This window comes from Rhodopseudomonas sp. RCAM05734, assembly GCF_052658035.1.
In genome coordinates, this window is sequence record NZ_CP199742.1 from 2,030,122 (window position 1) to 2,056,213 (window position 26,092).

Sequence of the window (26,092 nt, forward strand, 5' to 3'; positions counted from 1 at the left end):
GCCGCAGCGATCAGTGATCGCAGCGATCAGCGGTTGAGGAACTCGCCGGCCTTGTACAGCGAGCGGAACGGCACGCCGGCCTTGGCGAAATTCTCCGCGGCGCCTTCCTCGCGGTCGACCATGGTGTAGACCAGCGCCACCTCGCCGCCGGCCTCGCGCACCGCGTCGAGCGCCTTGATGGCCGAGCCGCCGGTCGTGGTGACGTCCTCGACGATGACGATCCGCTTGCCGTTCAGGCTTTCGCCCTTGGCAAGGCCTTCCACGGCCAGCCGGGCGCCATGTTCCTTCGGCCGCTTGCGCACGAAAAACGCCGCGATCGGGTGGTTCTTCAGCCACGACAACTGGGCAATGGCGCCGGCGAGCGGCACGGCGCCCATCTCCAGTCCGCCGACATAATCGAGATTGTCGTCCTTCAGCGCGTCGAAGGTCAGCTCGGCCAGCAATGCCGCGCCCTCGGGGTCGCACATGGTCGGCTTCAGGTTGAAGTAGAAATTGCTCTTGCGGCCTGACGCCAGGGTGATTTCGCCATAGCCGAACGAGCGGGCGTGGATGATGTCGAACAGGCGGGCACGGGAGGCTGATCTGGACAAGGGCTGTCTCGCTGGTCAGGAGATTTTGGCGGTTTTAGCGGCAGTGCCCGCGCAACTCCAGTGCCGTTTGCCCCCGTCCACCGCAAGCGGTCAGGACAGGCCGAGGCCGCTGAGCCCGGCCAGCGCGCCGAAGCCGAGCGCCCACAGCGGGTGGATGCGGCTGGTCAGCATAGCCAGCGCGCAGGCCGCGGTGATGGCGGCGAGGCCCCATGAGTGGTCGGAGGCGACGGTGATCAGCGCGGCGCTGGCGGCGACCAGCCCGACGGTCATCGGCACCAGGCCAGCCTGCACCACGCGCCGCCACGGCCGGTCCTTGAAGCGCTGCCACACCTGCAGCACCAGCGCGGTGACCAGCGAGGACGGGCCGAACTTGGCCAGCGACGACACCAGAACGCCGGCCCAGCCGGCGACGCGCCAGCCGACCAAAGTCACCACCATCATGTTCGGCCCGGGGGCGGCCTGCGCCAGCGCGAACATGGCGCTGAAGTCGCGCGCCGACATCCAGTGATGGATATCGACCACCTGGCGCTGCATCTCCGGCAGGATGGTATTACCGCCGCCGAAGGCCAGCAGCGACAGTTCGGCGAAGATCGCGGCGAGCGACAGCAGCACGGCGGTCATCGCGGCCACCGCCAGGCAGCGAGGATGCTGAGCGACGCCAGCACCAGCATGGTCGGTAGCAGCGGCAGCCGCAGCACGGCAATGGCGACGAAGCACAGCGCGGCGATGGCTATCCCGATGGGGTGGGTGCGTAGCGGCCACGCCACCTTCACGGCCATCGCGACCAGCAGCCCCGCGGCCGCTGCGGCAAGGCCGGCGAACATATGCTGGATGTGCGGATCGTTCTGGAAGCGGTCATAGACCATGCCGAGCATGACCACGATCAGGGTCGGCATGGCGATCAGGCCGAGCAGCGCCGCCAGTGCGCCGCGCACGCCGCGAAAATGCAGGCCGATGGCCACGGACAGGTTGATGATGTTGCCGCCGGGCAGGAACTGGCACAGGCCGAGCAGATCGGTGAATTCCGGGCCGGTCAGCCAGCGCCGCTTCTCCACGATCATTCGCCGCGACATCGGCAGCACGCCGCCGAAGCCGATCATGCCGAGCCACAGGAAGCCGGTGAACAATTCGCCGGTGGTCGGCGACGGCTGCCCGGTGGTGGTCGTCGTCGTCGTTGCAGCAATGGTGGCGTCCATGGCAGGCCCTGCTCGTTGATGGCTCCTTGCTAGGCCCGCGCCGGCCGCGTGTCCAATATATGGTTTACTTCATTTTCATATGCTAAAGATATGGCATGATCGAGCTGCGTCACCTTCGCTATTTCATCGCCGTGGCCGAGGAGGGCCATGTCACCCGTGCCGCAGCGCGGCTCGGCATTCAGCAGCCGCCGCTGAGCCAGCAGATCCGCGCGCTCGAGGATCTGGTCGGCGTGGCGCTGTTCTATCGCCTGCCGCGCGGCGTTGAACTGACCGAGGCCGGACGGGTGTTTCTCGGCGAGGCCCGCGCCGCGCTGGCCCAGGTCGGGCATGCGGTGGAGGCCGCCCAGCGCACCGCGCGGGGCGAGCAGGGTCGGCTGGCGGTGGGCTTCACCAGTTCGGCCGCCTTCCATCCGTTCATCCCGGCGGTGGTGCGCGCGTTCCGGCAGCAATCGCCGGAGGTCGAACTGGTGCTGGAAGAGAGCAGCACCGGCGAGCTGATCGAAGCGCTGCAGCGCCAGCATCTCGACGTCGCTTTCGTCCGCGTGCCGGCGGGGGAGGCTGCGGGCATCACCATCGAGGCGCTGCTGAACGAGGCCATGCTGGTGGCGCTGCCGGCGCACCATGCGCTGGCGCGCGGCGGCAAGCGCCGCAGCATCCGGCTGACCGAACTGGCCGACGAGACCTTCATCCTGTCGCGTCGGCCGACCGGGCCGGGATTGTACGATGCGATCATCTCGGCGTGCCGGGCCGCCGGGTTCAGCCCGCGGGTCGGGCAGGAAGCGCCGCGCATGATGTCGACGCTGAGCCTGGTGGCCGCCGGTCTCGGGGTCTCGATCGTTCCGGAATCCATGCGCCGGCTCAACACCGAAGGCATCGCGTATCTCACTTTGTCGGATGCGCCGCGGCTGGTGGCGCCGTTGCATCTGGCCTGGCGTAGCGCCAGCGTGTCCGGCGCCATGGCGCGGCTGATCGCACAGGTTCGCGCCATGGCCAGCCGCGCGTAGACATTTTCCCGCGGATCACGCAACGTCGGCGTCTGCATTGCAACGAGAAGGCACCGATGACCATCGAACTGCACACATGGAATACGCCGAACGGCCGCAAGATCTCGGTCGCCCTGGAGGAAATGGGACTGCCCTACAAGGTGGTCCCGGTGAACATCACCAAGGGCGAGCAGTTGAAGCCGGACTTCCTCGCCATCAGCCCCAACAACAAGATCCCGGCGATCGTCGATCCCGATGGTCCGGACGGCAAGCCGGTCAGCGTGTTCGAATCCGGCGCCATCCTTCTGTATCTCGGCGAGAAGACCGGAAAATTCCTGCCGAAATCGCTGGGCGAGCGCATCCCGGTGTGGGAATGGCTGATGTGGCAAATGGGCGGCTTTGGCCCGATGCCCGGCCAGGTTCATCACTTCATCGCGCTCGAGGACGAGGCCAAGCGCGCCTATGGGCTGCAGCGCTATTCCGACGAGACGCGGCGGCTCTACGGCGTGCTCGACCGCCGGCTTGCGACCCACGAATTCGTCGCCGGCGAATTGTCGGTGGCGGATTTCGCGATTCTCGGCTGGGCCTGGCGGCATGAACGCCACAAGGTGTCGTTCGATGATTTTGCCAATGTGGGCCGTTGGTACAATCAGCTAATGGCGCGGCCGGCGGTGAAGCGCGGGTTCGACGTGAAGCTGGATTGACGATTCGTCTCACCCTGCAAAGAGCCGCTCATCCGGCGACCTGATCCAGGCAAGTGGTTTCATCGGCAGTGGCGACTGCGCCGCTGCCGATGGATTCCGCCATTTCGTCGAGCAGATCGCGAAGAATGACGATCGCCGCATCGCCGCGTGGCATGGGCCTGCCGAAGAGATAGCCCTGCAGGTAGTCGCAATTCAGGTCTCGGAAGAATTCGGCCTGCGCCTCGGTCTCGATGCCTTCGACCGTCACTTCCATGTTCAGGGTGCGGCCGAGCCCGATGATCGTCTGTAGCACCGGGGTGACGGACTGTTGCGATGCCTCTTCTTCCGGAACAAACGACTTGTCGACCTTGATCTTGTCGAACGGCAGCCTCCAGAGATAGCCGAGGCTTGAATAGCCGGTTCCGAAGTCGTCCATGACGATCGCAGCGCCGGCATTCTTGAGTTCAAAGAGCTGCTCGATCACATCGTCGATGGCCTCGAGTAGCAGCCCTTCGGTGATCTCCAGTTCGAGCCGGCCGGCACCAAGTCCGCTTGCCGCAATGGCGTCGGCGACAATAGCGGCGATCGAATTCGGGCTCCTGAATTGCACCGGCGACAGGTTGACGCTGATCTTCAGGTGAGCCGGCCACGTCGCGGCCGCCGCGCAGGCGTTCCTGATGACCCACGCGCCCAGGCTGTCGATTGCACCCATGTCTTCGACCATCGGAACGAATACCGACGGCGAAATGAATTCGCCGCGATCGTCGCGTAACCTCAGGAGCGCCTCGAATCCGTCCAGCCTGCCGCTTCTTCGAACCAACGGTTGAAAATACACTTCGAATTTTTCCCGCGCGACGGCGTCACGGATATGGGCCTCGAGCTGACGGCGCGTCAGCATCGCATCGCGCATCTCAGGGGCAAATACCACATAGCACGCGCGACCGGCGTGCTTGGCCCGGTACAGCGCGATATCGGCATCTTCGAGCAGTTCATCCCCGGTCGCATGCGAGACGGTCGCGCCGGCGCTGCCGACACTGCCGGAAACGATTACGCTGTGATGGCTGAGTTGAAACGGCTTGGCCAAAGCGCGCGTGATCCGATCGGCCATCACGCCGACCTCACCGGGATCCTGCAGGTTGGTTTGCGCGACGGCAAACTCGTCGCCGCCAAGCCGGGAGATGATATCTTCCGGACCAAGCAGCCGCTTCAGTCGTTTGGCCACCGCGCGAAGCAGTTCGTCGCCGACACCGTGCCCGAGTTGATCGTTGATTTCCTTGAATCTGTCGAGATCGATATAATGGACGGCAACACGCGAGCGCGACTGCAATCTCGACATGGCGCCCGTCAGGCTGGCCAGGAAACTTCCCCTGTTCAGCGTGCCGGTCATCGAATCGTGATGTGCGAGATAGTGGACATGCTGGTCGGTGTCCCGCTTCTCCCGTTCGTGCCGTGCAAAGAGTGCCGCCACGCCGAACAGGATGAGGATCACGACAGTCGTCGCCGCGGTGATGGCCAGCACGATCATGCGGCTGCGCTGCTCTGCCGCCGCCAGGTAGGGCTCGATGACTTTTGTCACCTCCATGACCGCACGAACGTCGTCGAGCTTCCAATCTCTTTTCGGTGATTCCGGACTGTTGTTGTGGCAACTCACGCAGGCCGCCTCGGTCATGCGATCCGGTACCGCGATGCGCAGCAGGCGCTTGCCGTCGCGCGTTTCCTCGCGCGAAACGATCGCAGACGGATCGCGCTGGAACGCATCCCACGCGGTGGTCTGGAAACTGTCCATGGTCCGGCCGGCCCGGTTCGGCCAAGGGTACGGGCTGATCAGCGAGAGGGTGGTATCCCTCTCCTTGAGTAGATCGGAGATGTCCTGGACGAAGGTGGCCGGTAGCGGGATCGCGTTGGGATTTCCCTTGTGATCGTGCGACGGGGTCAGGTGTCCGCTTGCCAGCTCCTTTGCGACCACGTTCCGCGTGTAGTAGCCGCGCGTCAGCTTGATCTGGTCGACGGTCTCGATGTTGCTGCGATAGGCGGCCTCGATGGCGGCTGCCTTCATCGCATCGGGAAGATAGATGCCGATGGCGAGGAGACCGACGGCCAACGCCAGCGCCACGCTTGCCGCCGCGACGAATTCCGGGCGCAACTTCAATCGATCGAGAAGACGCTTTCGACGCCGAGGCATAGGTATTATCCGCCAGATGATCGGCGAAGCCTAAAGTAATCAGATTAATTTGAGCCGAATATAACAGGCCATGGCAACGTTGAAACGTCCGTAGAACTACGTGAATGGGCACGCATGTTTGCCCGTCGAAGCTGCATCGATGGCGGGTCGTCAGCTTCAGTTGCCAGACTGATCGCCAGACTTATGTACCTATGTGATAGGTCTGGAGGGCGGCCATGCGCGCGTCGATTTGCAGTGGTACTTTCAGAAACCGCAGGTATCATTGCGCTCATAGTTGAGCCGAATGTCGGCCACGTCGTCTCTCAACACAGAAGAAGGAGCGTCAGCTCCGTCGCGTCTCCAACGCCATGCGCACCGCGAGGCCGGCGAGCACGGTGCCCATCAGCCAGCGCTGCAGCTTGAGCCAGATCGGGCGCTGCCCGAGAAACAATGCGATCGAGCCGGCGCCGAGCGCGATTAGCGCGTTGACGCCGACGCTGATGACGATCTGCACCGAACCCAGCGCCAGCGACTGCGTCAGCACGCTGCCCATGGCGGGATCGATGAACTGCGGCAGCAGCGCCAGATACAGCATGGCGATCTTCGGATTGAGCAGGTTGGTAACGAACCCCATGGCGAACAGTTTGCGCGGGCCGTCGACGGCGAGCTCCTTCACCTGGAACGGGGAGCGGCCATTCGGTTTCAGCGCCTGCCACGCCAGCCAGCCGAGATAGGCCGCGCCGGCCAGCCTCAGCGCGTCATAGGCATAGGGCACCGCGAACAGCAGCGCCGTGATGCCGAACGCCGCGCACAGCATGTAAAAAACAAAACCCAAGGCCACGCCGCCGAGCGACACCATGCCGGCCGCGGCGCCCTGGGTGATCGAGCGCGAGATCAGATAGATCATGTTCGGCCCGGGCGTCAGCACCATGCCGAGGGAGACCAGGGCGAAGGCGAGCAGTGAGGTGATGTGGGGCATGAGGGTCTCGGAGATTGAATGATTGTCTGAAGGCGATCAGGCCGCAGCCGCTGAGCGTGTCACCGGAGAAATCTTCTCTAGTTCCTTGCCGATATGACGTTCGGCCATCCGCATATCGTAGGCGTTCTGCAAATTGAGCCAGAGCTGTGCCGACGTGTCGAGCGCCTTTCCAAGCCGGAGGGCGGTGTCCGCGGTGATGCCGGCCTCTTCATTGGCTAGCCGCTCGATTCGGGTGCGGGGGACGCCGCAAGCCTTCGCAAGGCCGCCGGCGGACAGCCCGAGCGGAACAAGAAATTCCTCGCGCAACACTTCTCCGGGATGCATGGGGGGCAGCTTCTTGACCATCGAATTTCCTTACATCAGCATTGTCAGTGGTAATCGACAAATTCCACATCCGTCGGACCTTCCGAGGTCCAGACAAAGCAGATCCTGAACTGATCGTTCACACGGATCGAATGTTGGCCCTGACGGTCTCCTTTCAAGGCCTCCAGTCGATTTCCAGGCGGAGATTGCAAATCGTGCAGCGAGGTCGCCGAGTCCAGATAGTTCAATCGCCGTCGCGTCACCTTCAGCAGAGCAGCCGGAAAGCCCTTGAGAGCCTCTCCGTCAAATGCCGCCTGTGTCATCCGGTTTTTGAAACTCTTGATCACCGGCCCAGTGTATCATTTTCCGATACGCCGGACCAGCTGATTGTATCGAGATTCGATACATGCTGCTTACCGACCTCGACGCGGTTAATGCGCCTCTTCCCAGTTATTGGCCGCCCGTGCGTCGACCTGCAGCGGAACGTGCAAGATCACCGCCGGGAACGGCGCATCCTGCATGACGCGCTGGACCACCAGCAGCGTGGCGGCGACCTCGTCGTCGGGCACCTCGAAGATCAACTCGTCATGGACCTGCAGCAGCATCTGCGCCGAGAGTTTCTTCCCGCTCAAAGCGTCCTCCATCCGCACCATGGCGCGGCGGATGATGTCGGCGGCGGTGCCCTGCAGTCGCGCGTTGATGGCGGCGCGCTCGTTGAAGGATCGGATCGAGGCGTTGGAGGCCTTGATGTCCGGATAGTGGCACTTCCTGCCGAACAGGGTTTCCACATAGCCGTGCGCGCGGCAGAAATCCCGCGTCGCGTCCATATAGGCGCGGATGCCGGGGAAGCGCTCGAAGTACTTCTTGATGTAGGCGCCGGCCTCCTCGCGGGGAATGCCGAGCTGGTTGGCGAGGCCGAAGGCCGAGATGCCGTAGATGATGCCGAAGTTGATCGCCTTGGCGCGGCGGCGGATATCGGCCGGCATATCCTTGACCGGTACCCCGAACATTTCCGACGCAGTCATGGCGTGAATGTCGATGCCTTCCTGGAACGCGGTGCGCAACGCCGGCACGTCGGCGACCTCCGACAGCAGCCGCAGCTCGATCTGCGAATAGTCCGCCGACACCAGCTTGTGGCCGGGGGCGGCGATGAAGGCGCGGCGGATTTTTCGGCCGTCCTCGGTGCGCACCGGGATGTTCTGCAGGTTCGGCTCGTTGGACGACAGCCGGCCGGTGGTGGTCGCCGCCAGCGCATAGGTGGTATGGACGCGGTGGGTCTGCGGATGAACGTAGTTGGGCAGCGCATCGGTATAGGTCGATCGCAGTTTTGAGACCTGGCGCCAGTCAAGGATCATGCGCGGGAAGGCGTGGCCTTCCTCGGCGAGGTCCTCGAGGATCGAGGCCGAGGTCGACCACGCGCCGGTTTTGGTCTTCGAGCCACCCGGCAAAGCCATCTTGCCGAACAGGATGTCGCCGAGCTGCTTCGGGCTGCCGATGTTGATATCCTCGCCGGCGATCTCGCGGATCTCCGCCTCGATGCGCGCCGCCGTCTGCGCGAAATCCGCCGACAGTTTCGACAGCACCTGGCGGTCGATGGAGATGCCGCGCCGCTCCATGCGGGCCAGCACTGATATCAGCGGTCGCTCCAGCGTCTCGTAGACCGTGGTCATGTGCTCGGCGGGCAACCGCGGCTTCAGCACGCGCCACAGCCGCAGCAGCACGTCGGCATCCTCGGCGGCATAGGCGGTGGCCTTGTCGATGGCCACCTTGTCGAACACCAGCTTGTTCTTGCCGGAGCCGATCACGTCGCCATAGCTGAGATTGGCGTGACCGAGCCAGCGCTCGGTCAGAGCGTCGAGGCCATGGGCATTGCGTCCTGCGTCCAGCGCATAGGACATCGGCTGGACGTCGTCGGCATTGCGGATGGTGATGCCGTGCTGGGCCAGCAGCACCGCGGTGAACTTGATGGCGAAGCCGATCTTCAGAATGCCTTCGGATTCCAGCAGCGGCTTCAGTGCTTCCAGCGCGTCGGCGGGCCGGATCTGGTCGGGCTCCAGGCCGGAGGCGAACAGGCCGGACGCGTCGCCGGACTGCCGGTGGCCGAGCGGAATGTAGCAGGCGTCGTTGGGTCCGAGTGATAGCGCGAGGCCGACAAGGTCGGCCTGCATCGGATCGATCGAGGTCGCCTTGGCCTCGAAGGCGAAATGGCCGAGGTCGTGGATGCGCGAGATCCACTGGCTGAGCTCCGCCAGCGTGCGCACCGGCACATAGGCTTCGCGGTTGACCGGGACTTTTCGCGCGGCTTCGGCGCGGGCGGCGGCAAGCGAGATCGGGGAGAGCGCAGGGCGGCCGGTGACACCAGCGGAGGTGTGGGCGCTGCCGCTCTTCGCCGGCGCTGCGCTCCCTCTCCCGCTTGCGGGAGAGGGGCGGGGTGAGGGCGAGTCGCCTGGGAACAGGCCCTCACCGGCATCGTTGCGCGAGGCGCCCTCGCCCTTGCGCGGCTGCACCACGCCATCGCTGACCCATTCGGCGTCCACATCGGCCGGATCGATATGCGAATACTCCGCGACGCGCCGCGTCAGGGTGGAGAATTCCATGTGCTTGAGAAACGCGATCAGCTTCCGCGCGTCGGGCTCGTGCACCGCGAGTTCGTCGAGCGGCACATCGAGCTTGACGTGATCGTCGAGCAGCACCAGTTGCCGCGAGATCCGCGCCTTCTCGGCATGTTCGATCAGCGATTCCCGTCGCTTCGGCTGCTTGATCTCGGAGGCGCGGGCGAGCAGCGTTTCGAGGTCGCCATATTCGTTGATCAGCTGCGCCGCGGTCTTGATGCCGATGCCGGGCACGCCGGGGACGTTGTCGACGCTGTCGCCGGCCAGCGCCTGCACCTCGACCACCTTGTTCGGCGGCACGCCGAATTTCTCGATCACCTCGGGGATGCCCAGCCGGCGGTCCTTCATGGTGTCGTACATGGTGACGCAGTCGGTGACGAGCTGCATCAGGTCCTTGTCCGACGACACGATGGTGGCGGTGGCGCCGCGTTCGCAGGCCTCGCGCACATAGGTGGCGATCAGGTCGTCGGCCTCGAAGCCGCCCTGTTCGATGCTCGGCAGGTCGAAAGCGCGCACGGCGTCGCGGATCAGCGCGAATTGCGGGATCAGGTCGTCGGGCGCCGGCGGCCGGTGCGCCTTGTATTCCGGATACAGCTTGTTGCGGAACGTGACTTCCGACTTGTCGAAAATGACCGCCAGATGGGTCGGCCGGTTGTCCGGCGGCATGTCGCGCAGCAGCTTCCACAGCATGTTGCAGAAGCCCAGCACGGCATTGACCTGCAGCCCGTCGGACTTGCGGTTGAGCGGCGGCAGCGCGTGGTAGGCGCGGAAAATATAGCCTGAGCCGTCGACCAGGAAGACATGGTCGCCCTTGCCGGGAATGCTGGCGGGGGTCGAGGCGGTGGCGGCGGTCTGTTCTGATGTTTTCGGCATGGCCGCAATTTAGAGATTCCTGGCGCGGAATGACACCCCCACTCAGTTGTCATCGCCCGCTTTCGCGGGCGATGACAACTGAGTGGGGTGCGAGGTCGCTTGCATCCGACCCGGTTCCGTGAGCCCTTGCGGCCAGCTCCGAGCCAAGGAATTCCGATGCCACCACAAATCGACGTGCTGATGGAAAAATTGCGGGCCGTCGAGGCCGAGATCGAGGTCGAGCTGACCAAGCGCCGGGAGGCGCTGCGCTACCGGATCGAGAACAGCAAGATCGTGTTCGCTGACGATGTGCTGGCGGTTCAGCGCGCCATCAAGGTCAACCTGGCGCGCTACATCCGCAATGCCAACCCCTTGGTGGTGCTGACCGCGCCGGTGATCTATTCGCTGATCATCCCGTTCGTGGTGCTGGACCTGTTCGTGATGGCCTACCAGGCGATCTGCTTTCCGGTCTACAAGATATCGAAGGTGCGGCGCCGCGATTACCTGGTGTTCGACCGCCACCATCTGGCCTATCTCAACATCCTCGAAAAAATCAATTGCGCCTATTGCTCCTATGGCAACGGCGTCCTTGCCTTTGCACGCGAGGTGGCCGCGCGTACCGAGGTGTACTGGTGTCCGATCAAACATGCCCGCCGCGTGCTCGGTCCCCACCCGTATTACCAGGGCTTTGCCGATTTCGGCGACGCCGAAGCCTTCCGCGCCAAGATCGACGGCATGAAGATCGACGGCGGAAAGCCGAACCTGCCATGACCCAGGGGCGTCATCGTCCGGCCGTTGATCGGTTTGCTGCGCTGGCCTAATGCGCGCCCTTGCCAAGGAAAATCTGGTAGAAGCTTGTGGCGATTTCGATCGCGATGAGGATCACGACGATGAGTTCCAGTCGAAGCGAGCGTCGGGTGTCGATGATATCAGCCAATGTCTCTGCCGTCTCGGCAATGACCGCGACCTTTCGATCGAGCGTTTCGACCCGCTCCTTCAACTCGTACTCGTCTTCCAGCCGGGCATAGAGCCGCTCCAGATCGGGGCGATCCCACAACGCGTCGGGCTTCTCCGCCACCGCAACGCGACCGGATACCCGGTGCTGCACCAGCAAGGCGTTGCCGATCAGTTTCAGGATCTCGGTTCGATTGCGGCGGGTTCGTCCGCGGGTGGCCAGTTCGGCGGCAAAGGGTTCGATAATGCCGAAGACCTTGGTCACCTCGCGCTCGTCGCTGGCCAGCGCAACGCTCTTGGCCAGCACGTCTGCGACGATCAGGATTCGCGGCGACGACATGTCGCCAAGTTTGATCGGGCCGCCTGCGGCGATCTGGTCGTCTGCGCCGCCGGCGATCTCGACGGTCGTGCTTTCTTCCTCTGCCTGTCCGATCCGGCCCAGGATCCGGCCAGCGACGGAATCGAGAAAGGCAGCCTCTTCTGCGGCGGTCAGGCCCACCAGAACCGCAACGCCATAGCGGAAGAGAATCGCCGCGCCGCGCGCCCCGGCACGAACGGCAAGGGGATTCGCTGAAATGATATCGCCCTCGTAGCCCGACGTGTTGATCCGGTCGCCAAGGTGGAGGGCGTGAACCGAGATGCGGCCTGTGAGTTCTGAATCGATCATGCCAGGGAGCCTGTCATCAAAGTCTATCGCAAATACCGGGGATACGGCATTTCAGATTCGACCGCCGGAGATCGTGCCGGGCCCACTGCGCAGGTCACCGTCCGAACAGCGGCACGGGCGGAGGTGTCGTGGAGCCGGTGGCAAGCGAGCGCTGGACCATGATCGTATCGGCCCAGCGGCCGTGTCGATAGGCAATGCCCGGCAGCAATCCTACCCTGGCGAAGCCGAACTTGTCGTGCAGCCCGAGCGAGGCGGTGTTGTCGGCATCGATGTAACCGATCATCTGCCGGAAGCCCGCCGCGGCGCAGACGTCGATCAGCTCCCGCATCAGGCGTTGCCCGATGCCGTGGCCGACATGCTCGTCATGGATATAGATCGAGTGCTTGACGGTGAAGCGATAGGCCGGTCGCTTGCGGAACAGCACCACATAGGCATAGCCGACGACTTCGCCGCCCCGCGTCGCCACCAGATGCGGGAAGCGGCGGCTCTTCAGGTTCTTGCGGCGGTCGCGCAGGTCGTCGGGCTGCGGCGTCTCGCCGTCGCTCACGCCTTCGTCGATGCCTTGGCGGATATGGCGACGGTAGATCGCCAGCATGGCCTCGACATCCGTGTCGCGGGACGGCCGCACGACAATCGGGGGACTGTTTTCGCTGGGTATTGTGGTGTCCATACGCGCTTCGCTATTCGCTGGCGACGTAAGTGTAAAGACGGATGCGGCCGTTCGCCTCTACCTTGCGGTAAATGCCCTGGATTTCCACGTCGAAGCCGGGGAACGTATTGAACGACGTCTCGAACATCTTGAGATAGTCGATCATCGGCTGCGCCCGCGCGCTGAGGCGCTCGCCCGGCACGATCGTCGCGATGCCCGGCGGGTAGACCACGAAAGGCGTGGTCGCGATGCGGCCGGCGATCTCGTCGATCGGCAGGTAGTCGACATCGTTACGCACCAGCACGCGCGCAGCGTCATGCGGCGACATCGCGATTTCCGGCAGATGCTCGGAGGCGAATTGCCTGGCCTGCAGCACGCTGACATCGGCATTGCGGAAGAAGCTGTGCATCTCCCCGCACAGGTCGCGCAGCCGGACGCCGGCGTAGCGCGCCGGCCGGCGCCGCGCGAATTCGGGGATGGCCTCTTCCAGCAGCGCGTTGTCGTCGTGCAGTTTTTTGAAGGCGACAAGGCCCGATATCAGCGTGCCGGCCTTGCTGGCCTCGACGCCCGGCGTCAGCAGGAACAGCAGCGAGTTGAGGTCGTTCTTTTCCGGGACGATACGGTTTTCGCGCAAGAACTGCGCCACCACCGGCGCGGGGATGCCGTGTTCGGCGTAACCGCCGGTGGCGCGATCGAAACCTGGGGTCAGCAGCGTCAGCTTGTTCGGATCGGTCATAGCGAAGCCGGCCGCCATGCCCGGGAAGCCGTGCCAGGCGGCATCCGGCGCCAGTTGCCAATAGGACGGGTTGGTCGCCAGCTGGTCGGTGCTGACGCTCTCCCACGGCACATCATGCACGCCGCCTTCGTGGGCCGCGTCGGGTATAGCGACGCGCTCGGGCACGAAGGGTTCGAAGAACCAGCGCCGCTCGGGGCGCGCCTCCTTCTCCTCGAACTCGCGGCGGACGGCGCGGATCTTCTTGCGCAGTTCGATGCCCAGACGGATCGTGTCGTCCCACAGCACTTCGCCCGAGCGGCCCTTCATCATCTGCGCGCCGACGTCGAGCGAGGCGAACAGCGGATAAAAGGGAGACGTCGAGGCGTGCTGCATGAAGCTCTCGTTGAAGCGGCGATGCTCCACCCGGCGCTTCTGACCGCGGATGTGGCGGTCCTTCATGTGGATCTGCGACGCCTGCGAAAAGCTCGCGAGCTGCTTGTGGGTCGACTGGGTGGCGATGATGCCCGGCGAGTCCGGGCCGAGATCGCCGAGGCCCATGGCGAAGCGGCCGGCATAGAGCGGGTGGAACTTCATGAAGCCCGCCCAGGCCTCGTCGAACAGGATGTAATCGCAGAGATGGCCGATGCGCTTGATGATCATCTCGGCGCTGTAGATGGTGCCGTCATACGTGCATTGTTCGATCACCGCCACGCGGAACGGGCGCGGACGTTTCCAGGCATCCTTGTCGGTCACCAGCGGATTGACGCGGATGCGCTCGCGCAGGGCCTCCTCTTCAAAGGCCTCCCAGTTCATCGGGCCGATCAGCCCCCAGGGATTGCGCACGGTGGGCACATAGATCGGCACGCCGCCGCAGATCATCAGCGCGCCATGCAGGGCGGCCTTGTGGTTGTTGCGATCGAACAGCACCAGATCGCCGTCGGTCACCAGGGCGGACAGGGCCACCTTGTTGGAGGTCGAGGTCCCGTTGAGCACGAAATAGGTCTTTTCCGCGCCGAAGATTTTTGCGGCCTCTTTCTGCGCCTGCAGCGCGGGGCCTTCATGGGTCAGGAGGTCGCCGAGATCGAGCACCGAGTTGTCGAGGTCGTCGCGGAACACGGCTTCGCCGAGATGCTCCATGAACACCCGTCCGATCGGGCTGCGGCTGTAGAACACGCCGCCGTTGTGGCCGGGGCAGGTCCATAGCTGGTTGCCTTCCTCGGCATAGTCGACCAGCGCGCCGAAGAACGGCGTCTTCAGCGTCTCGGCATACTGCTTCATGCGGCTGATGAGGTTCTTGGCGATGAACGGCGGCGTCTCCTCCGACAGGAAGATATAGCCGTCGATGAAGTCGAGCACCTCGACCGGCACGTCCTCGAACCGCTTGCGGCGAATCAGCAGGATGATGGGGAAGTCGAGGCCGCGTCGCCGCATCAGGTTGATCAGCGCCGCCGTCTTGCCTTCCAGGCCCTTCTTGCCCCAATCGACCACCATGCACCCGATCGCGGCGTCGGTCTGCACCGCGATGGCGGCGTCCTCCAGCTTGCGGGCTTTGACCACCTCGAAGCCGGATCGCTCGATCTCGTCGACGATCTGGTTCAGGCGGACGCCCTCGAGATCGTCCGCGTCGAAGGTCGGCATCGCGAACAGGAAATTGAAGCGTTTGAAATAGTCCATGTGTCCACCGAATGTGTCCGAGGCGATCTGTCTCGCTGGGTTACATGACGAATAGGTGACTAAGCCAGCCCGCAGGCCTCTATCCGCCGGAAAAGATGTTTGGGAACTGTCGGCGCCGCATTATGGCAGCCTCAGGCTGTATGCAAGCCGAACATGTCTCCGCGATGGCGTGGCAGCGGGGCAAGCTGAAGGGGGGCCGTCCGGCCCTGCTGGAGCCGGCCGGCGTTTTGGCGCTGCCGTCAGGTCACCGGCCTGTCGCAAATCCTTCGGCTGCCGGTCAACTGCCATGGGCATGCTCCGCCGCGATTCGACGGGGTGCCATGGTCGCAACGATATCCAGCTATGCAAGGCCGACACGACGCCAGTTCCTGTCGCGTTCGGCCTCATCGGCCGCGCTGGCCGGGATCGGCTGCATCGCCGCGCCGTTTCTCAGCCGCGCGGCGGACCGCCCCAACATCAGTTGCGGCCTGCAGTCCGGCGACGTCTCGAGCGACAAGGCCGTGGTCTGGGCGCGCGCCGACCGCGCCGCGTGCATGCAGGTCGACTACGCCACCACCGAGAGCTTCCACAATATCCTCGGCTCGCGCCGGGTCGATGCACTGCCCGAGAGCGATTTCACCGCCAAGCTGCTGCTCGACGGGTTGCCGCCCGGCCAGGACATTTTCTATCGCGTGCGATTCGACGACATCGCGGACGGTCGTTTCGCCGGCGAAACGCAGGTCGGGCATTTCAGGACCGCGCCTGCCGTGATGCGGTCGATCTCGTTCGTGTGGTCGGGCGATACGGTGGGGCAGGGCTGGGGCATCGATCCCGCCCGCGGCGGCCTGCGCAGCTACCGCACCATGCTGGACAACCGGCCGGACTTCTTCATCCATTCCGGCGATCACATCTATGCGGATTGCCCGATCGAGGCCGAACTGAAGCTGCCGGACGGCGGCATCTGGCGGAATATTGTGACGGAGGAAAAATCCGTCGTGGCCCATAGCCTCGCGCAGTTCCGCGGCAACTACAAATACAACCTGCTCGACGACAACCTGCGTGCCTTCAACGCGCAGATTCCGATCCTCGCGCAATGGGACGACCACGAGGTCACCAACGACTGGTCGCCGATCGGATCGGTCGACGAGAGCGGCTACGACGAGCACGGCGTCTCGCGACTGGTGTCACGCGCGCGTCAGGCCTTCCACGAATTCATCCCGATGCGAGGGCAGCCGGAGCAGGGCGGTCGGGTCTATCGCAAGGTCGAATACGGCCCGCTGCTCGACGTGTTTCTGCTCGACATGCGCTCCTATCGCGACTCCACCTGGAACAAGGGCGACGAGCGGGATCCGGCCTTCATCCTCGGTCCGGTGCAACTGGCGTGGCTGAAGCGCGAACTGGCGGCGTCGAATGCAACGTGGAAAGTGATCGCCGCGGACCTGCCGATCGGGCTGATCAGCCTCGACGCCATCGCGCTCGGCGACGGGCCGCCGTCACGGCGCGAGCACGAGATCGCGGATCTCCTGTCGTTCATCAAACACGCCGGTGTCGTGAACACCGTCTGGCTGACCGCGGACATGCACTACACCGCCGCGCATTACTACGATCCGAACCGCGCGGTCTTCCAGGACTTCGCGCCGTTCTGGGAATTCGTCTCCGGGCCGCTGCACGCCGGAACCTGGGCTCCCGGCGAGCTCGACAATACGTTCGGGCCCGAAGTGAGATACGAAAAGGGCTGCAGCGCGACCCAGGGCGAGAACCTGGCGCCCTGCTTCGGGCTGCAGTTCTTCGGCCATGTCAGCATCGACGGCGGCACCGAAGCGATGACAGTCACGCTGAAAGACGTCGATGGCCGCGCGCTGTGGTCGGTGCAGATTCCGCCGAAGCCGGACGCCAGGACTGGCCCGGTGCTGTCGCAGCACTTCTAGAGCGGAGTGAATCCGCATAGCCGTCGCTTGGGGCGGCTATCTGTTTCGCGCAATGGGCGTGTCGCCACGCGCCCGATCCTCATTGCAGAAATTGCCTGAACCGCCGCAGCGAAAAAAAGAACAGGATGCCGCCGATGCCGAACAGCGCGGCGAGCTGTGGCCACACCACGTCGAGGCCTGCGCCGCGGAACAGGATCGCCTGTGCCATGATCACGAAGTGCGTATTGGGCGCCGCGAGCATGATGTACTGGATGACCTCCGGCATGCTCTCGCGCGGCGTCATGGCGCCGGACAGCGCCTGCAGCGGCAGCAGGATCAGCATCAGCAGCAGGCCGAACTGCGGCATCGTGCCGGCCATGGTCGCCAGGAAGATGCCCATGCAGGTGGTGGCGAACAGCTGCAGCGTTGCGCCGAGCAGAAACAGCAGCATCGATCCCTGGATCGGGACGGCGAGAAAGCCCTGCACGACGAACAGCAGCGAGGCGCTGGACGCCAGCAGGACGACCAGGCCCATCGACCAGATCTTGCTCGCCATGATCTCGAACGGCGTCACCGGCATCACCAGCAGGTGTTCGAGGGTGCCGTGCTCGCGTTCGCGGATCAGGGCGGCGCCGGTCAGGATGATCGACAACATGGTGATCGCGGTGATGACCTCGCTGACGGCGCCGAACCAGCCTTTGTTGAGCTGGGCGTTGAAACGCACCCGCAACGCCAGGTCGACGGCCACCGTGGTCGGAGCCCGGTAGTGCTTGAGAAACTCCGTGACCTCGCTGGTAACGATCGACTGGATATAGCCGCCGCCGGAGAACGCCTGGGTCATGCGGGTGGCGTCGATGTTGAGCTGGATGGTCGGCGACTTGCCGGCCAGCAGGTCGCGCTGGAAGTTCGGCGGGATGTCGAGCGCAAAGGTGTCGATGCCAGCGTCCATGCGGCTGTCCATCTGCCGCTGGCTGATCAGGCTGGGACTCGAAAAATACGGCGGAGTGAATGCTGTGATGATGCGCGATGACACCGGCGACTGGTCCTCGTCGACGATGGCGATGGCCGCCTGGTTGAGGGTTTCCGGCAGCGCCTTCGAGGCGGTGTAGATCGAGAATGTGAAGGCGTAGCCGATCAGAAACAGCAACATCGAATCGCGGGCCAGCCCGCGCAGTTCCTTGACGCCGAGTTCGAGGATGTTGGCCAGCCGCATGCTCAGTCCGCCTGCTTCCTGAGGAGCGCCGCGCCGAGAGCCAGCAGGATCGGGATGGTGATCAGTAGCGGCCAGAACGAACCGGCCAGCTCGGAAATGCCAAGGCCCTTTGAAAACGTGCCGCGGGTGATGTTGACGAAATAGGTGGTCGGGTAGATTCGCCCGATGACGGCGCCGGCGCCCTGCAGCGACGACACCGGATCGATCAGGCCGGAATACTGGATGGCGGGGATCAGGGTCAGCAGCGCGGTGCCGAAGATCGCCGCGATCTGGCTGCTCATGAAGGTCGAGATCACCAGTCCCATGCCAGTGGTGACGATGACATAGAGGAACGCGCCGGCGGCGAAGGTGGGGAAACTGCCGGTGAACGGTACCTGAAAGGCGAACATCGCGAAGGCCGTCAGCAGCAGGAAGTTCAACATCGCCAGTGCGACATAGGGAATCTGCTTGCCTACCAGGAATTCGAGCCGCGTGACCGGGGTGACGTAGAAATTGATGATCGATCCGAGCTCCTTCTCGCGGACCACGCTGAGCACCGCGAGCATCGCCGGGATCATCAGCAACAGCAGCGGAATCACGGCCGGCGCCATCGCCACCAGGCTCTTGATGTCGGGATTGTAGCGGTAGCGCAGCGCGATCTGGAAACTCCCGGCGGTTGCGGCGTTGCCGTAGAGTTCGCGGGCCTTCTGGGTCAGCCAGGAGAGATGCATGGCCTGCACATAGCCGCGCGCGGTTTCCGCGCGCACCGGCATGGCGCCGTCGATCCAGGCGCCGATCTCGACATTCTTGCCACGCGCCACGTCGCGTCCGAAGCCGGGCGGGATTTCGATCGCCAGGCTCAACTCGCCGGTGCGCATGCGGCGGTCGAGATCGGCATAGTCGGTGATGGCCGCGGCCTCCCTGAAATAGCGGGAGCCGGCGATCTGCAGGATGTAGTCCCGGCTGATGGTGGAGTCGTCGCGGTCGAGCGCGGCGAAAGTGAGGTTCTCGAGGTCGAGATTCAGGCCGTAGCCGATGACGAACATCAGGAGGACGCTGCCAATCATGGCGAGCGTGGCGCGGATCGGATCGCGGCGCAGTTCTAGCGTCTCGCGCCTGGTGTAGGCCAGCATGCGGCGCAGATCGAACCATCGCTTGCTGCCGCTGTGCGCGGGGGCCAAGGGTTGCTGAACCGCCGAGTCGGCCGTGGATGCGCCGGTCTCCGCTGGCGCAGCATCCGCTCGTCCCATGGCATCCTGCAGATAGGCAATGAACGCCTGCTCAAGTGTCGCCGTGGCGCGAACCTTCTTGATCGCCGCCGGCGTGTCGCTGACCAGCACCTTGCCCGCATGCATCAGCGAGATGCGATCGCAGCGCTCCGCCTCGTTCATGAAGTGGGTGGAGATGAAGATCGTGACGTTGTCGTTGCGCGACAGGTGGGACAGGATCTGCCAGAAGCCGTCTCGCGCCACCGGATCGACGCCGGAGGTCGGTTCGTCGAGGATGAGGATGTCCGGCGAATGGATCATCGCCACCGCCAGCGACAGCCGCTGGCGCACGCCGAGCGGCAGCGGATCGGGCAGGGAGTCCAGCACGGCTGCCAGATCGAACCGCTGCACCATCTCCGCGATCCGTGCGGGAATCGCGGCGGGATCCATCCGGAACAGGCGCGCGTGCAGCTCGAGATTCTGCCGCACCGTCAGTTCGGAATACAGCGAGAATGCCTGTGACATGTAGCCGACGCGGCGCCGCACCTCCATGTCGGTGGAATCGATGAGATTACCGAACAGTTTTGCGATGCCTCCGGTGGCCGGCAGCAGCCCGGTCAGCATCTTCATGGTGGTGGTCTTGCCGCAGCCGTTGGAGCCGAGAAAGCCGAAGATCTCGCCGCGTCCAATGCGAAAGCTGACATCGTCGACGGCGGTGAAGTCGTGGAAGCGCATGGTGAGATGCTCGGCCTCGATGGCGACGTCGCCGTCCAGGGCCGCGGGTCGCGGCGGGATCATCACTTCCTTGTAGTCGCGGCGATCTTCTTCAGGGAGCAGGGCGATGAACGCGGCGTCGAGCGTTGTGGCACCGGTCTGCCGCAGCAACTCGGCAGGCGCGCCGGTCGCCAGCGCGCGGCCGGCATTCATGGCCACCAGATGATCGAAGCCGGCGGCCTCTTCCATATAGGCGGTGGCGACAATGACACTCATGCCCGGCCGTGAGGCGCGAATGCCGTCGATCAGCTCCCAGAACTGACGGCGTGACAGCGGATCGACGCCGGTGGTGGGCTCGTCGAGGATCAGCAGGTCGGGATCGTGGATCAGCGCGCAGCACAGGCCGAGCTTCTGCTTCATGCCGCCGGACAGCTTGCCCGCCGGCCGTTCGGCGAACGGAGCCAGCCCCGTGCTGTGCAGCAACTCGCGGATCCGGCGTTCGCGCTCACGTTTGCCATGCCCGAACAGCCGGCCGAAGAAGTCGATGTTCTCGAACACCGACAACGTCGGATAGAGGTTCTTGCCGAGTCCCTGCGGCATATAGGCGATGCGAGGGCAGGTCTGCATGCGCAGGCGGGCATCGGCCATGTCGGCGCCCAGCGTTTCGATATGGCCGCTCTGGATCGCGCGCGCGCCGGCGATCAGCGACAGCAGGCTGGATTTGCCGACACCGTCCGGACCGATCAGGCCGACCATGCAGCCGGCGGGGAGGTCCAGGGTGATGGAATCGAGCGCCAGGATCTTGCCGTAGCTGAGTCCCACCGCGTCGAGGCGCACCGCCGGCGCTGGTGCTCCCTGTGCGGTCGACTCGTTCATTGCGCCAGCGTTCCGTTCAGGCTTTTCGGCCACTCCGCTTTGGGATCGAGCCGCACATAGGCCATGCCGGGCAGGCCGGTCTTCACCCGCTGGATATATTTGCGCAGCAGTTCCGGCGGGATGTGCGCCTTGACCCGGAACATCAGCTTGAGGCGTTCTTCTTCAGTCTCCACGGTCTTGGGCGTGAACTGGGCGACGTCGGCGACGAAGGTGGCCTTGGCGGGAATCACCACCTGCGGCAGCGCGTCCAGCACCAGGCGAACGTCGGCGCCCAGGGAGACTTGTCCGGCCTGCGTCGTCGGCAGGAAGAAGGTCATGTAAACATCGCCGAGATCGACCAGGTTGAGCACCCGTCCCCCGGCAGCGAGCACTTCGCCGGGCTGCGCCACGCGGTATTGCACGCGTCCGTCCCGCGGCGATTTCAGCGTGCTGTCGTTGATCTCGACCGTAATGCTGTCGATGGCCGCCTGCGCCGCATCGACTGCGGCGCCGGCGTCGATCACCTGTGCCCGCGCGGCGCTGATGGCTGCCTCCGAGGCGGCGATCTGGGCCTGCGCTGCAGCCACCGCGGCCTTGCCGCCTTGGGCATTGGCGCGGTCATCGTCGAGCACCTGCTGTGACACGGCGCTGCTGGTGATCAATTGCTCGGAGCGCGTGAGTTTTCTTTGCAGCGTGTCGAGCTGGGCATCGCGCTGCGCCAGCACGGCAACCGCCGCGGTTCGTTCGGCTTCCCTTTGCTTCACCAGGCTGTTGGCGGTGTCGATGCTGACCTTGGCCCGGTGCAACTGTGCGTTCGCCTGGCGACGCTGTGCCTCCAGCTGGTCGGTGTCCATCCGCGCCAGCACCTGGCCGGCCGAGACGAAGTCGCCCTCCGCGACCAGGATCTCGCGAATTCGCCCGGCGGCTTTGGTGGAAATATCGATTTCGGTCGCCTCGATGCGACCATTGCCGCTGCCAATTCCGGGCGGCAGCTGGTTCCCGCCAAATCGATGCCAGGCGTAGTAGCCGCCGCCGGCAACGATGACGAGCAGGCCGGCCAGCAGCCAGCGTTTCCAGTCCAGTTTCAGCAACGGATTTGCTCCCGCTTGGTGTGAAGGAAGCCGCGCCTCAATCAAGGCGAGAGACGATGGCCGAACCTATGCGCCGCGTTGATGGATCACCTTGACCTGCCTCAAGGTTCTCGCGCGACGCGAGAGCCGGCCACAAATTGTGGGTCAATGCACAAGCGCGTGACATTTTGTTTTTCGAACAGGCATGTATTCTGAGCCCGCAGTTCAAGCTGGCCGTATCTGTGCTGAAGCTCGATGCCGAATGGATCCCTTGTCATGACCGCAACCAGCCACGGCGATTTTTATGCCGGCATTCCGGTGTTTCACGGCTTCGGCAGCCTGATGGACCCGGCGTTGTATTCGGCCCTGCCCGATGACTGGACCATCGGCATCGCCGATATCGTGGAATCCACCAGGGCGATCGCGCAACAGCGTTACAAGGCCGTCAACATGGCCGGGGCGGCAGTGATCGCGGCGGTCACCAACGGGCTGGAAGGGCGCGAATTTCCATTCGTGTTCGGCGGCGACGGCGCCAGTTTCGCGGTCGGGCCCGACGATCTCGCTTGCGCCCGCGATGCGCTTGCCAGCACGGCGACCTGGGTCAGGGAGGATCTCGACCTGGCGATGCGGGTCGCGCTGGTCCCGGTGTCTGCCATTCGCGCCCAGGGCTTCGACGTCCGGGTGGCGCGCTACGCGCCATCGCAGAACCTGTCCTACGCCATGTTCACGGGCGGCGGCATCGGCTGGGCGGAGGCGGCGATGAAGCGCGGTGAATTTGCCGTGCCGATGGCGCCAGCGGGGGCGGTCCCCGATCTGTCCGGCCTGTCATGCAGGTTTGAGGAAATCCCCGCGGTGCGCGGGCTGATCCTGTCGGTGCTGGTGGTGGCTGTCGCCGGCGCAGACCCGGGCGCGTTCCGTAAGGTGATCGAGGACATGGTCGCGCTGGTGGAGCGCAGTCCCGACGCCGGTCGCCCGGTGCCCGCGGGCGGACCGCCGCTGCGCTGGCCGCCGGCGGGTCTCGATTTCGAGATGCGCGCAGCGCGCGGCCGTCCGCGCGTGGCCCGGCGCGTCAGGGTGCTTGGTAGAACGCTTATGGCGTACATCACCGTGCGGTTCGGCATCAGCGTCGGTGGCTTTGTGCCCAAGACCTATATGCAGCAACTGGTCGAGAATTCCGACTTCCGCAAATACGATGACGGCCTGCGGATGATTCTGGATTGCACGCCTGAGCTTGAGGGCGCGATCGAGCGGCGCCTGATCGCCGCCGCATCAGCAGGGACGATCCGCTACGGGCTGCACCGCCAGGATGCCGCGATGATGACCTGCTTCACGCCGTCAGCCCTGCGCAGCGATCACGTACATTTCATCGATGGCGCGCGCGGCGGCTATGCTTCGGCGGCCACCGCGCTCAAGGCGATGGCCGTTCAGACGGCATGATCAGGGGTGTCTTGAAACCGCGATTTCAGCGCGCCGATTTGCTCCAGAGCTCGCCGCCGCAGATTGCGCCGACGCAGCCCTCGACCCGCAGCGCTGTGGGTCCGGTAACCGACACGTTGCTGTCGTACATCCTGCCGTCGTCGGAATTGTAGATCTGTCCGGACCACTTGTTGGGGCCGACCGGCTTCATGCCGAAGAACAGCTGAACACCGATCATCGACCGGTTACGCAAAGCGGGATCGGGATTTTTGTCGTCGACAGCCGGCTTCCCGGTGGCCGGATCGAGCTTGTCGCGTAGCGAAACGATCGCGCCGCACAGATTGCCGCCGCAACGGGACACGCGAACCCGCGCGTCTCCTTTTTCCGTAAGCCAGACACCGGTCGCATCTTCGGCAGACTGCGCCTGCGCAACACTGGACATCGCTAGCATGCCCAGCGTTGCGATCAGCATCCTGAATCTGAAAGTCATGAAGTTCTCCCGCTCATGACAGTCTGAATAACAAGAAATCCGATTTGTGCAATGCCGTATCGGTGTCATGTTCCGCACATTGTCGCCGCACGCAGAGCGAAGCCACGCCGCACCGTTCATTCACCACGGCAGTCCGCACAGATCGATCTCGCCCTCATGCGGCGCGCGCTTGAGATGGAAGACCATGGGAAGCATCGCGTCGAATCGGACCCGGCCGCCGGGCTGTTCGGCCCAGACCTCGCCCATGAATCGCTTCCAGCCGCGACTGGCATAAAAGGCTTCATTGTGGGGGTCGCAGAACAGCAGCGCGAAATCTGTCGCGCGTTCGTCCTTCAGGGTTTGGACGGCAGCATTGAGTGCGACGCTGGCCAGTCCGCGTCCGCGAAAATCCGGATGCGTCGCGACGCCGCCGATCCCGCCCGCGCGCAGCTTGCGTCCGTTCCAGGTCACGTCGCGGCGGAAAATCCCCACATGGCAGACCAGTTGTTCGTCGGATTCGACCAGGACCCGCAGGTCCGCATCGGCAAAAACGATATGGCCCCACGGCAGCTGGCGCAGCACGTCGTCCGGCCAGACGAGGTCGAACAGCTGCGCGACCGCAGGCGGCGCGGCACCGCCGGTTAAAATCTCGATTTCGATGCTCATGGCGCGATCCCTCTGCTTGCGTCGCGTTCTTGCAGGGCGGCACACGGGGAGCAAGCTGTCTCGGCCGGCATCGTGGCCAACTGTCGCGCTCATGTCTGCTGCTGTATTTCGGCCATGGAACCTTCTATAAGGGTTCCCGTTGAACCAACTCTCCCATTATTGCGGATCTTGACCCATGACGTTCACGCTTCCCAATCTTCCTTACGCCTATGACGCGCTCGCGCCCCATATGTCGAAGGAAACGCTGGAATTTCATCACGATAAGCATCATCAGGCTTACGTGACCAACGGCAACAACCTGCTCAAGGGCACCGAATTCGAGGGCAAGTCCCTCGAAGACATCGTGAAGGGTTCGTTCGGCAAGAATGCGCCGCTCTTCAACAATGCCGGTCAGCACTACAATCACCTGCATTTCTGGAACTGGATGAAGCCGAACGGCGGCGGCGACAAGCTGCCCGGCCGGCTCGAGAAGAAGATCACCGAGGATCTCGGCGGTCTCGAAAAGTTCAAGACCGATTTCGCCGCCGCAGGCGTCGGCCAGTTCGGCTCCGGCTGGGCCTGGCTGTCGGTCAAGAATGGCAAGCTTGAAATCTCCAAGACCGCCAACGGCGAGAGCCCGCTGGTGCACGGCGCCACGCCGATCCTCGGCGTCGACGTCTGGGAGCACTCCTACTACATCGACTATCGCAACCGTCGTCCCGACTATTTGAAGGCGTTCGTCGATCACCTGGTGAACTGGGAATACGTCGACGAACTGTTCTCCAAGGCCTGATTGTTACGACATTGAATGTCAGGGCGGTGGCGCAAGCTGCCGCCCTTTCGTTTTTGCAGGTGTTGTGCGACGAAGCGCAGCATGTTGCCATGACGCGCAGGCGCCAATGGCCCCCTCCCCGCAAGGGGGAGCGGAGAAGCGCGCCACGCGCCGTATGAGCGGACAAAAAACGGTTGGTGAATCAATGCTAAATTACGTTCTGGTGTTTATCGGAGGCGGACTCGGCTCGACGTTGCGCCATACCATCAACGTCACATGCGCGCGCTGCCTGGGCACGGCGTTTCCCTGGGGCACCTTCATCATCAACATCACCGGTTCGACGGTGATGGGCCTGATCGCCGGCTATCTCGCCTTCAAGGGCGAGGCGTCGCAGCCGTGGCGGCTGTTTCTGATGACCGGCATTCTCGGTGGCTACACCACCTTCTCGGCATTCTCGCTGGATGCGGGGTTGCTTTATGAGCGCGGCGAGCCGGGGCTGGCGCTGCTCTACGTGCTGGGCTCGGTTCTGCTGGCGATTATCGGCCTGTTCGCCGGACTGGCGCTGGTCCGGCATTTTACCTGAACAGGACGTTGCACAAGGTTATGTTATAATATAACAAATGGGCAGGGCGACCTCAGGTCGCCCGATATCTTTTGCCCAGGCGCATCGATGCCGCATACGCACGACCACCCGCATTCCCATGCTCACAGCCATGGCCCGTCCGCACCGCATCCGGCCCAGCCGGCGCCGTGGTCGATCCTGCGCATGACCCTGCTGTCGCGGCTGTCGGCCGCGCTGCTGGTCAGCGCCGCGCTATGGGCGGTCGTTCTGACGGCCATGAGGTAG

Annotated in this window: 24 protein-coding genes; 8 read left to right on the forward strand and 16 right to left on the reverse strand. The window is 64.1% G+C overall.

All coding sequences use genetic code 11. The features are described from left to right. Positions 1-26: 26 nt before the first annotated feature. From pyrE to ACUXVA_RS09675, 3 genes are all read right to left on the reverse strand, one after another. Positions 27-590 (reverse strand): orotate phosphoribosyltransferase, encoded by a 564-nt coding sequence (gene pyrE / locus ACUXVA_RS09665; RefSeq protein ID WP_265080507.1) that lies wholly within the window; start codon positions 588-590, stop codon positions 27-29. A 90-nt stretch (positions 591-680) separates the two neighbouring features. Continuing rightward, on the reverse strand, positions 681-1,211 hold the full coding sequence (locus ACUXVA_RS09670) for a chromate transporter (protein ID WP_265080506.1): 531 nt from the start codon (positions 1,209-1,211) through the stop codon (positions 681-683). Then, positions 1,208-1,786, reverse strand: a complete 579-nt coding sequence (locus ACUXVA_RS09675; protein ID WP_265080505.1) for a chromate transporter — start codon at positions 1,784-1,786, stop codon at positions 1,208-1,210. Before ACUXVA_RS09675 ends, ACUXVA_RS09670 begins: the two co-directional genes overlap by 4 nt. A gap of 95 nt (positions 1,787-1,881) precedes the next feature. On the opposite strand from ACUXVA_RS09675, the gene ACUXVA_RS09680 reads away from it, so the two are divergent. Both ACUXVA_RS09680 and ACUXVA_RS09685 read left to right on the forward strand, forming a co-directional pair. Continuing rightward, positions 1,882-2,790 (forward strand): LysR family transcriptional regulator, encoded by a 909-nt coding sequence (locus ACUXVA_RS09680; RefSeq protein ID WP_445491827.1) that lies wholly within the window; start codon positions 1,882-1,884, stop codon positions 2,788-2,790. Between the two features lie 56 nt (positions 2,791-2,846). After that, the gene (locus ACUXVA_RS09685) at positions 2,847-3,473 is read left to right on the forward strand and encodes a glutathione S-transferase family protein (protein WP_445491829.1); all 627 of its coding nucleotides are present in this window, start codon (positions 2,847-2,849) and stop codon (positions 3,471-3,473) included. Positions 3,474-3,501: 28 nt separating this feature from the next. Here ACUXVA_RS09685 and ACUXVA_RS09690 read toward each other — a convergent pair whose 3' ends face one another. From ACUXVA_RS09690 to polA, 5 genes are all read right to left on the reverse strand, one after another. Next, positions 3,502-5,634 (reverse strand): EAL domain-containing protein, encoded by a 2,133-nt coding sequence (locus ACUXVA_RS09690; RefSeq protein WP_445491831.1) that lies wholly within the window; start codon positions 5,632-5,634, stop codon positions 3,502-3,504. A gap of 322 nt (positions 5,635-5,956) precedes the next feature. Next, positions 5,957-6,592 (reverse strand): LysE family translocator, encoded by a 636-nt coding sequence (locus ACUXVA_RS09695; protein ID WP_265080503.1) that lies wholly within the window; start codon positions 6,590-6,592, stop codon positions 5,957-5,959. Between the two features lie 36 nt (positions 6,593-6,628). Next, positions 6,629-6,937: a HigA family addiction module antitoxin gene (locus tag ACUXVA_RS09700; protein WP_445491833.1), complete on the reverse strand. Its 309-nt coding sequence runs from the start codon at positions 6,935-6,937 to the stop codon at positions 6,629-6,631. Positions 6,938-6,960: 23 nt separating this feature from the next. Beyond that, positions 6,961-7,242 carry a type II toxin-antitoxin system RelE/ParE family toxin gene (locus tag ACUXVA_RS09705; RefSeq protein ID WP_445491835.1) on the reverse strand — a complete coding sequence of 94 codons (282 nt, stop codon included), beginning with the start codon at positions 7,240-7,242 and terminating at the stop codon, positions 6,961-6,963. An 84-nt stretch (positions 7,243-7,326) separates the two neighbouring features. Next, positions 7,327-10,380 (reverse strand): DNA polymerase I, encoded by a 3,054-nt coding sequence (gene polA / locus ACUXVA_RS09710; protein WP_445491837.1) that lies wholly within the window; start codon positions 10,378-10,380, stop codon positions 7,327-7,329. 156 nt (positions 10,381-10,536) lie between these two features. Between polA and ACUXVA_RS09715 the strand changes: the two genes are divergently transcribed. After that, a complete protein-coding gene (locus tag ACUXVA_RS09715; RefSeq protein WP_265080500.1) occupies positions 10,537-11,130 on the forward strand; it encodes a hypothetical protein in 594 nt (197 codons plus the stop codon). A gap of 46 nt (positions 11,131-11,176) precedes the next feature. Here the strand turns inward: ACUXVA_RS09715 and ACUXVA_RS09720 are convergent, their stop codons facing one another. The 3 genes from ACUXVA_RS09720 to ACUXVA_RS09730 form a co-directional block, all read right to left on the reverse strand. Next, positions 11,177-11,980 carry an RMD1 family protein gene (locus tag ACUXVA_RS09720; RefSeq protein WP_265080499.1) on the reverse strand — a complete coding sequence of 268 codons (804 nt, stop codon included), beginning with the start codon at positions 11,978-11,980 and terminating at the stop codon, positions 11,177-11,179. 94 nt (positions 11,981-12,074) lie between these two features. Further along, positions 12,075-12,650: a GNAT family N-acetyltransferase gene (locus ACUXVA_RS09725; RefSeq protein ID WP_265080498.1), complete on the reverse strand. Its 576-nt coding sequence runs from the start codon at positions 12,648-12,650 to the stop codon at positions 12,075-12,077. Positions 12,651-12,660: 10 nt separating this feature from the next. Further along, positions 12,661-15,018 (reverse strand): Orn/Lys/Arg family decarboxylase, encoded by a 2,358-nt coding sequence (locus ACUXVA_RS09730; protein WP_445491840.1) that lies wholly within the window; start codon positions 15,016-15,018, stop codon positions 12,661-12,663. A gap of 320 nt (positions 15,019-15,338) precedes the next feature. Here ACUXVA_RS09730 and ACUXVA_RS09735 point away from each other — a divergent pair, with 320 nt between their 5' ends. Further along, positions 15,339-16,925: an alkaline phosphatase D family protein gene (locus tag ACUXVA_RS09735; RefSeq protein WP_445491841.1), complete on the forward strand. Its 1,587-nt coding sequence runs from the start codon at positions 15,339-15,341 to the stop codon at positions 16,923-16,925. 79 nt (positions 16,926-17,004) lie between these two features. Here the strand turns inward: ACUXVA_RS09735 and ACUXVA_RS09740 are convergent, their stop codons facing one another. Genes ACUXVA_RS09740 through ACUXVA_RS09750 form a run of 3 tightly spaced genes read right to left on the reverse strand, consistent with a single transcriptional unit; the run spans position 17,005 to position 21,961 of the window. Further along, positions 17,005-18,117: an ABC transporter permease gene (locus ACUXVA_RS09740; protein ID WP_265080496.1), complete on the reverse strand. Its 1,113-nt coding sequence runs from the start codon at positions 18,115-18,117 to the stop codon at positions 17,005-17,007. A gap of 2 nt (positions 18,118-18,119) precedes the next feature. Next, positions 18,120-20,894, reverse strand: a complete 2,775-nt coding sequence (rbbA, locus tag ACUXVA_RS09745; protein WP_445491843.1) for a ribosome-associated ATPase/putative transporter RbbA — start codon at positions 20,892-20,894, stop codon at positions 18,120-18,122. Then, entirely contained in the window at positions 20,891-21,961 is a 1,071-nt protein-coding gene (locus ACUXVA_RS09750; protein WP_265083850.1) for an HlyD family secretion protein, read from the reverse strand. Before ACUXVA_RS09750 ends, rbbA begins: the two co-directional genes overlap by 4 nt. Positions 21,962-22,219: 258 nt before the next feature. On the opposite strand from ACUXVA_RS09750, the gene ACUXVA_RS09755 reads away from it, so the two are divergent. After that, complete coding sequence (locus ACUXVA_RS09755) at positions 22,220-23,380, forward strand: DUF3095 domain-containing protein (protein WP_445491845.1); 1,161 nt, start codon at positions 22,220-22,222, stop codon at positions 23,378-23,380. Between the two features lie 25 nt (positions 23,381-23,405). Here the strand turns inward: ACUXVA_RS09755 and ACUXVA_RS09760 are convergent, their stop codons facing one another. Together ACUXVA_RS09760 and ACUXVA_RS09765 are read right to left on the reverse strand one after the other, a co-directional pair. Next, positions 23,406-23,849, reverse strand: coding sequence for a DUF2147 domain-containing protein (locus ACUXVA_RS09760; RefSeq protein ID WP_265080494.1), 444 nt, complete (start codon positions 23,847-23,849; stop codon positions 23,406-23,408). 120 nt (positions 23,850-23,969) lie between these two features. Beyond that, the gene (locus ACUXVA_RS09765; RefSeq protein ID WP_445491848.1) at positions 23,970-24,494 is read right to left on the reverse strand and encodes a GNAT family N-acetyltransferase; all 525 of its coding nucleotides are present in this window, start codon (positions 24,492-24,494) and stop codon (positions 23,970-23,972) included. A gap of 175 nt (positions 24,495-24,669) precedes the next feature. Between ACUXVA_RS09765 and ACUXVA_RS09770 the strand changes: the two genes are divergently transcribed. The 3 genes from ACUXVA_RS09770 (at position 24,670) to ACUXVA_RS09780 (ending at position 26,092) form a co-directional block, all read left to right on the forward strand. Further along, on the forward strand, positions 24,670-25,266 hold the full coding sequence (locus ACUXVA_RS09770; protein ID WP_265080492.1) for a superoxide dismutase: 597 nt from the start codon (positions 24,670-24,672) through the stop codon (positions 25,264-25,266). Between the two features lie 184 nt (positions 25,267-25,450). Continuing rightward, positions 25,451-25,828, forward strand: a complete 378-nt coding sequence (gene crcB / locus ACUXVA_RS09775; protein WP_265080491.1) for a fluoride efflux transporter CrcB — start codon at positions 25,451-25,453, stop codon at positions 25,826-25,828. A gap of 87 nt (positions 25,829-25,915) precedes the next feature. Continuing rightward, entirely contained in the window at positions 25,916-26,092 is a 177-nt protein-coding gene (locus ACUXVA_RS09780; protein WP_265080490.1) for a hypothetical protein, read from the forward strand.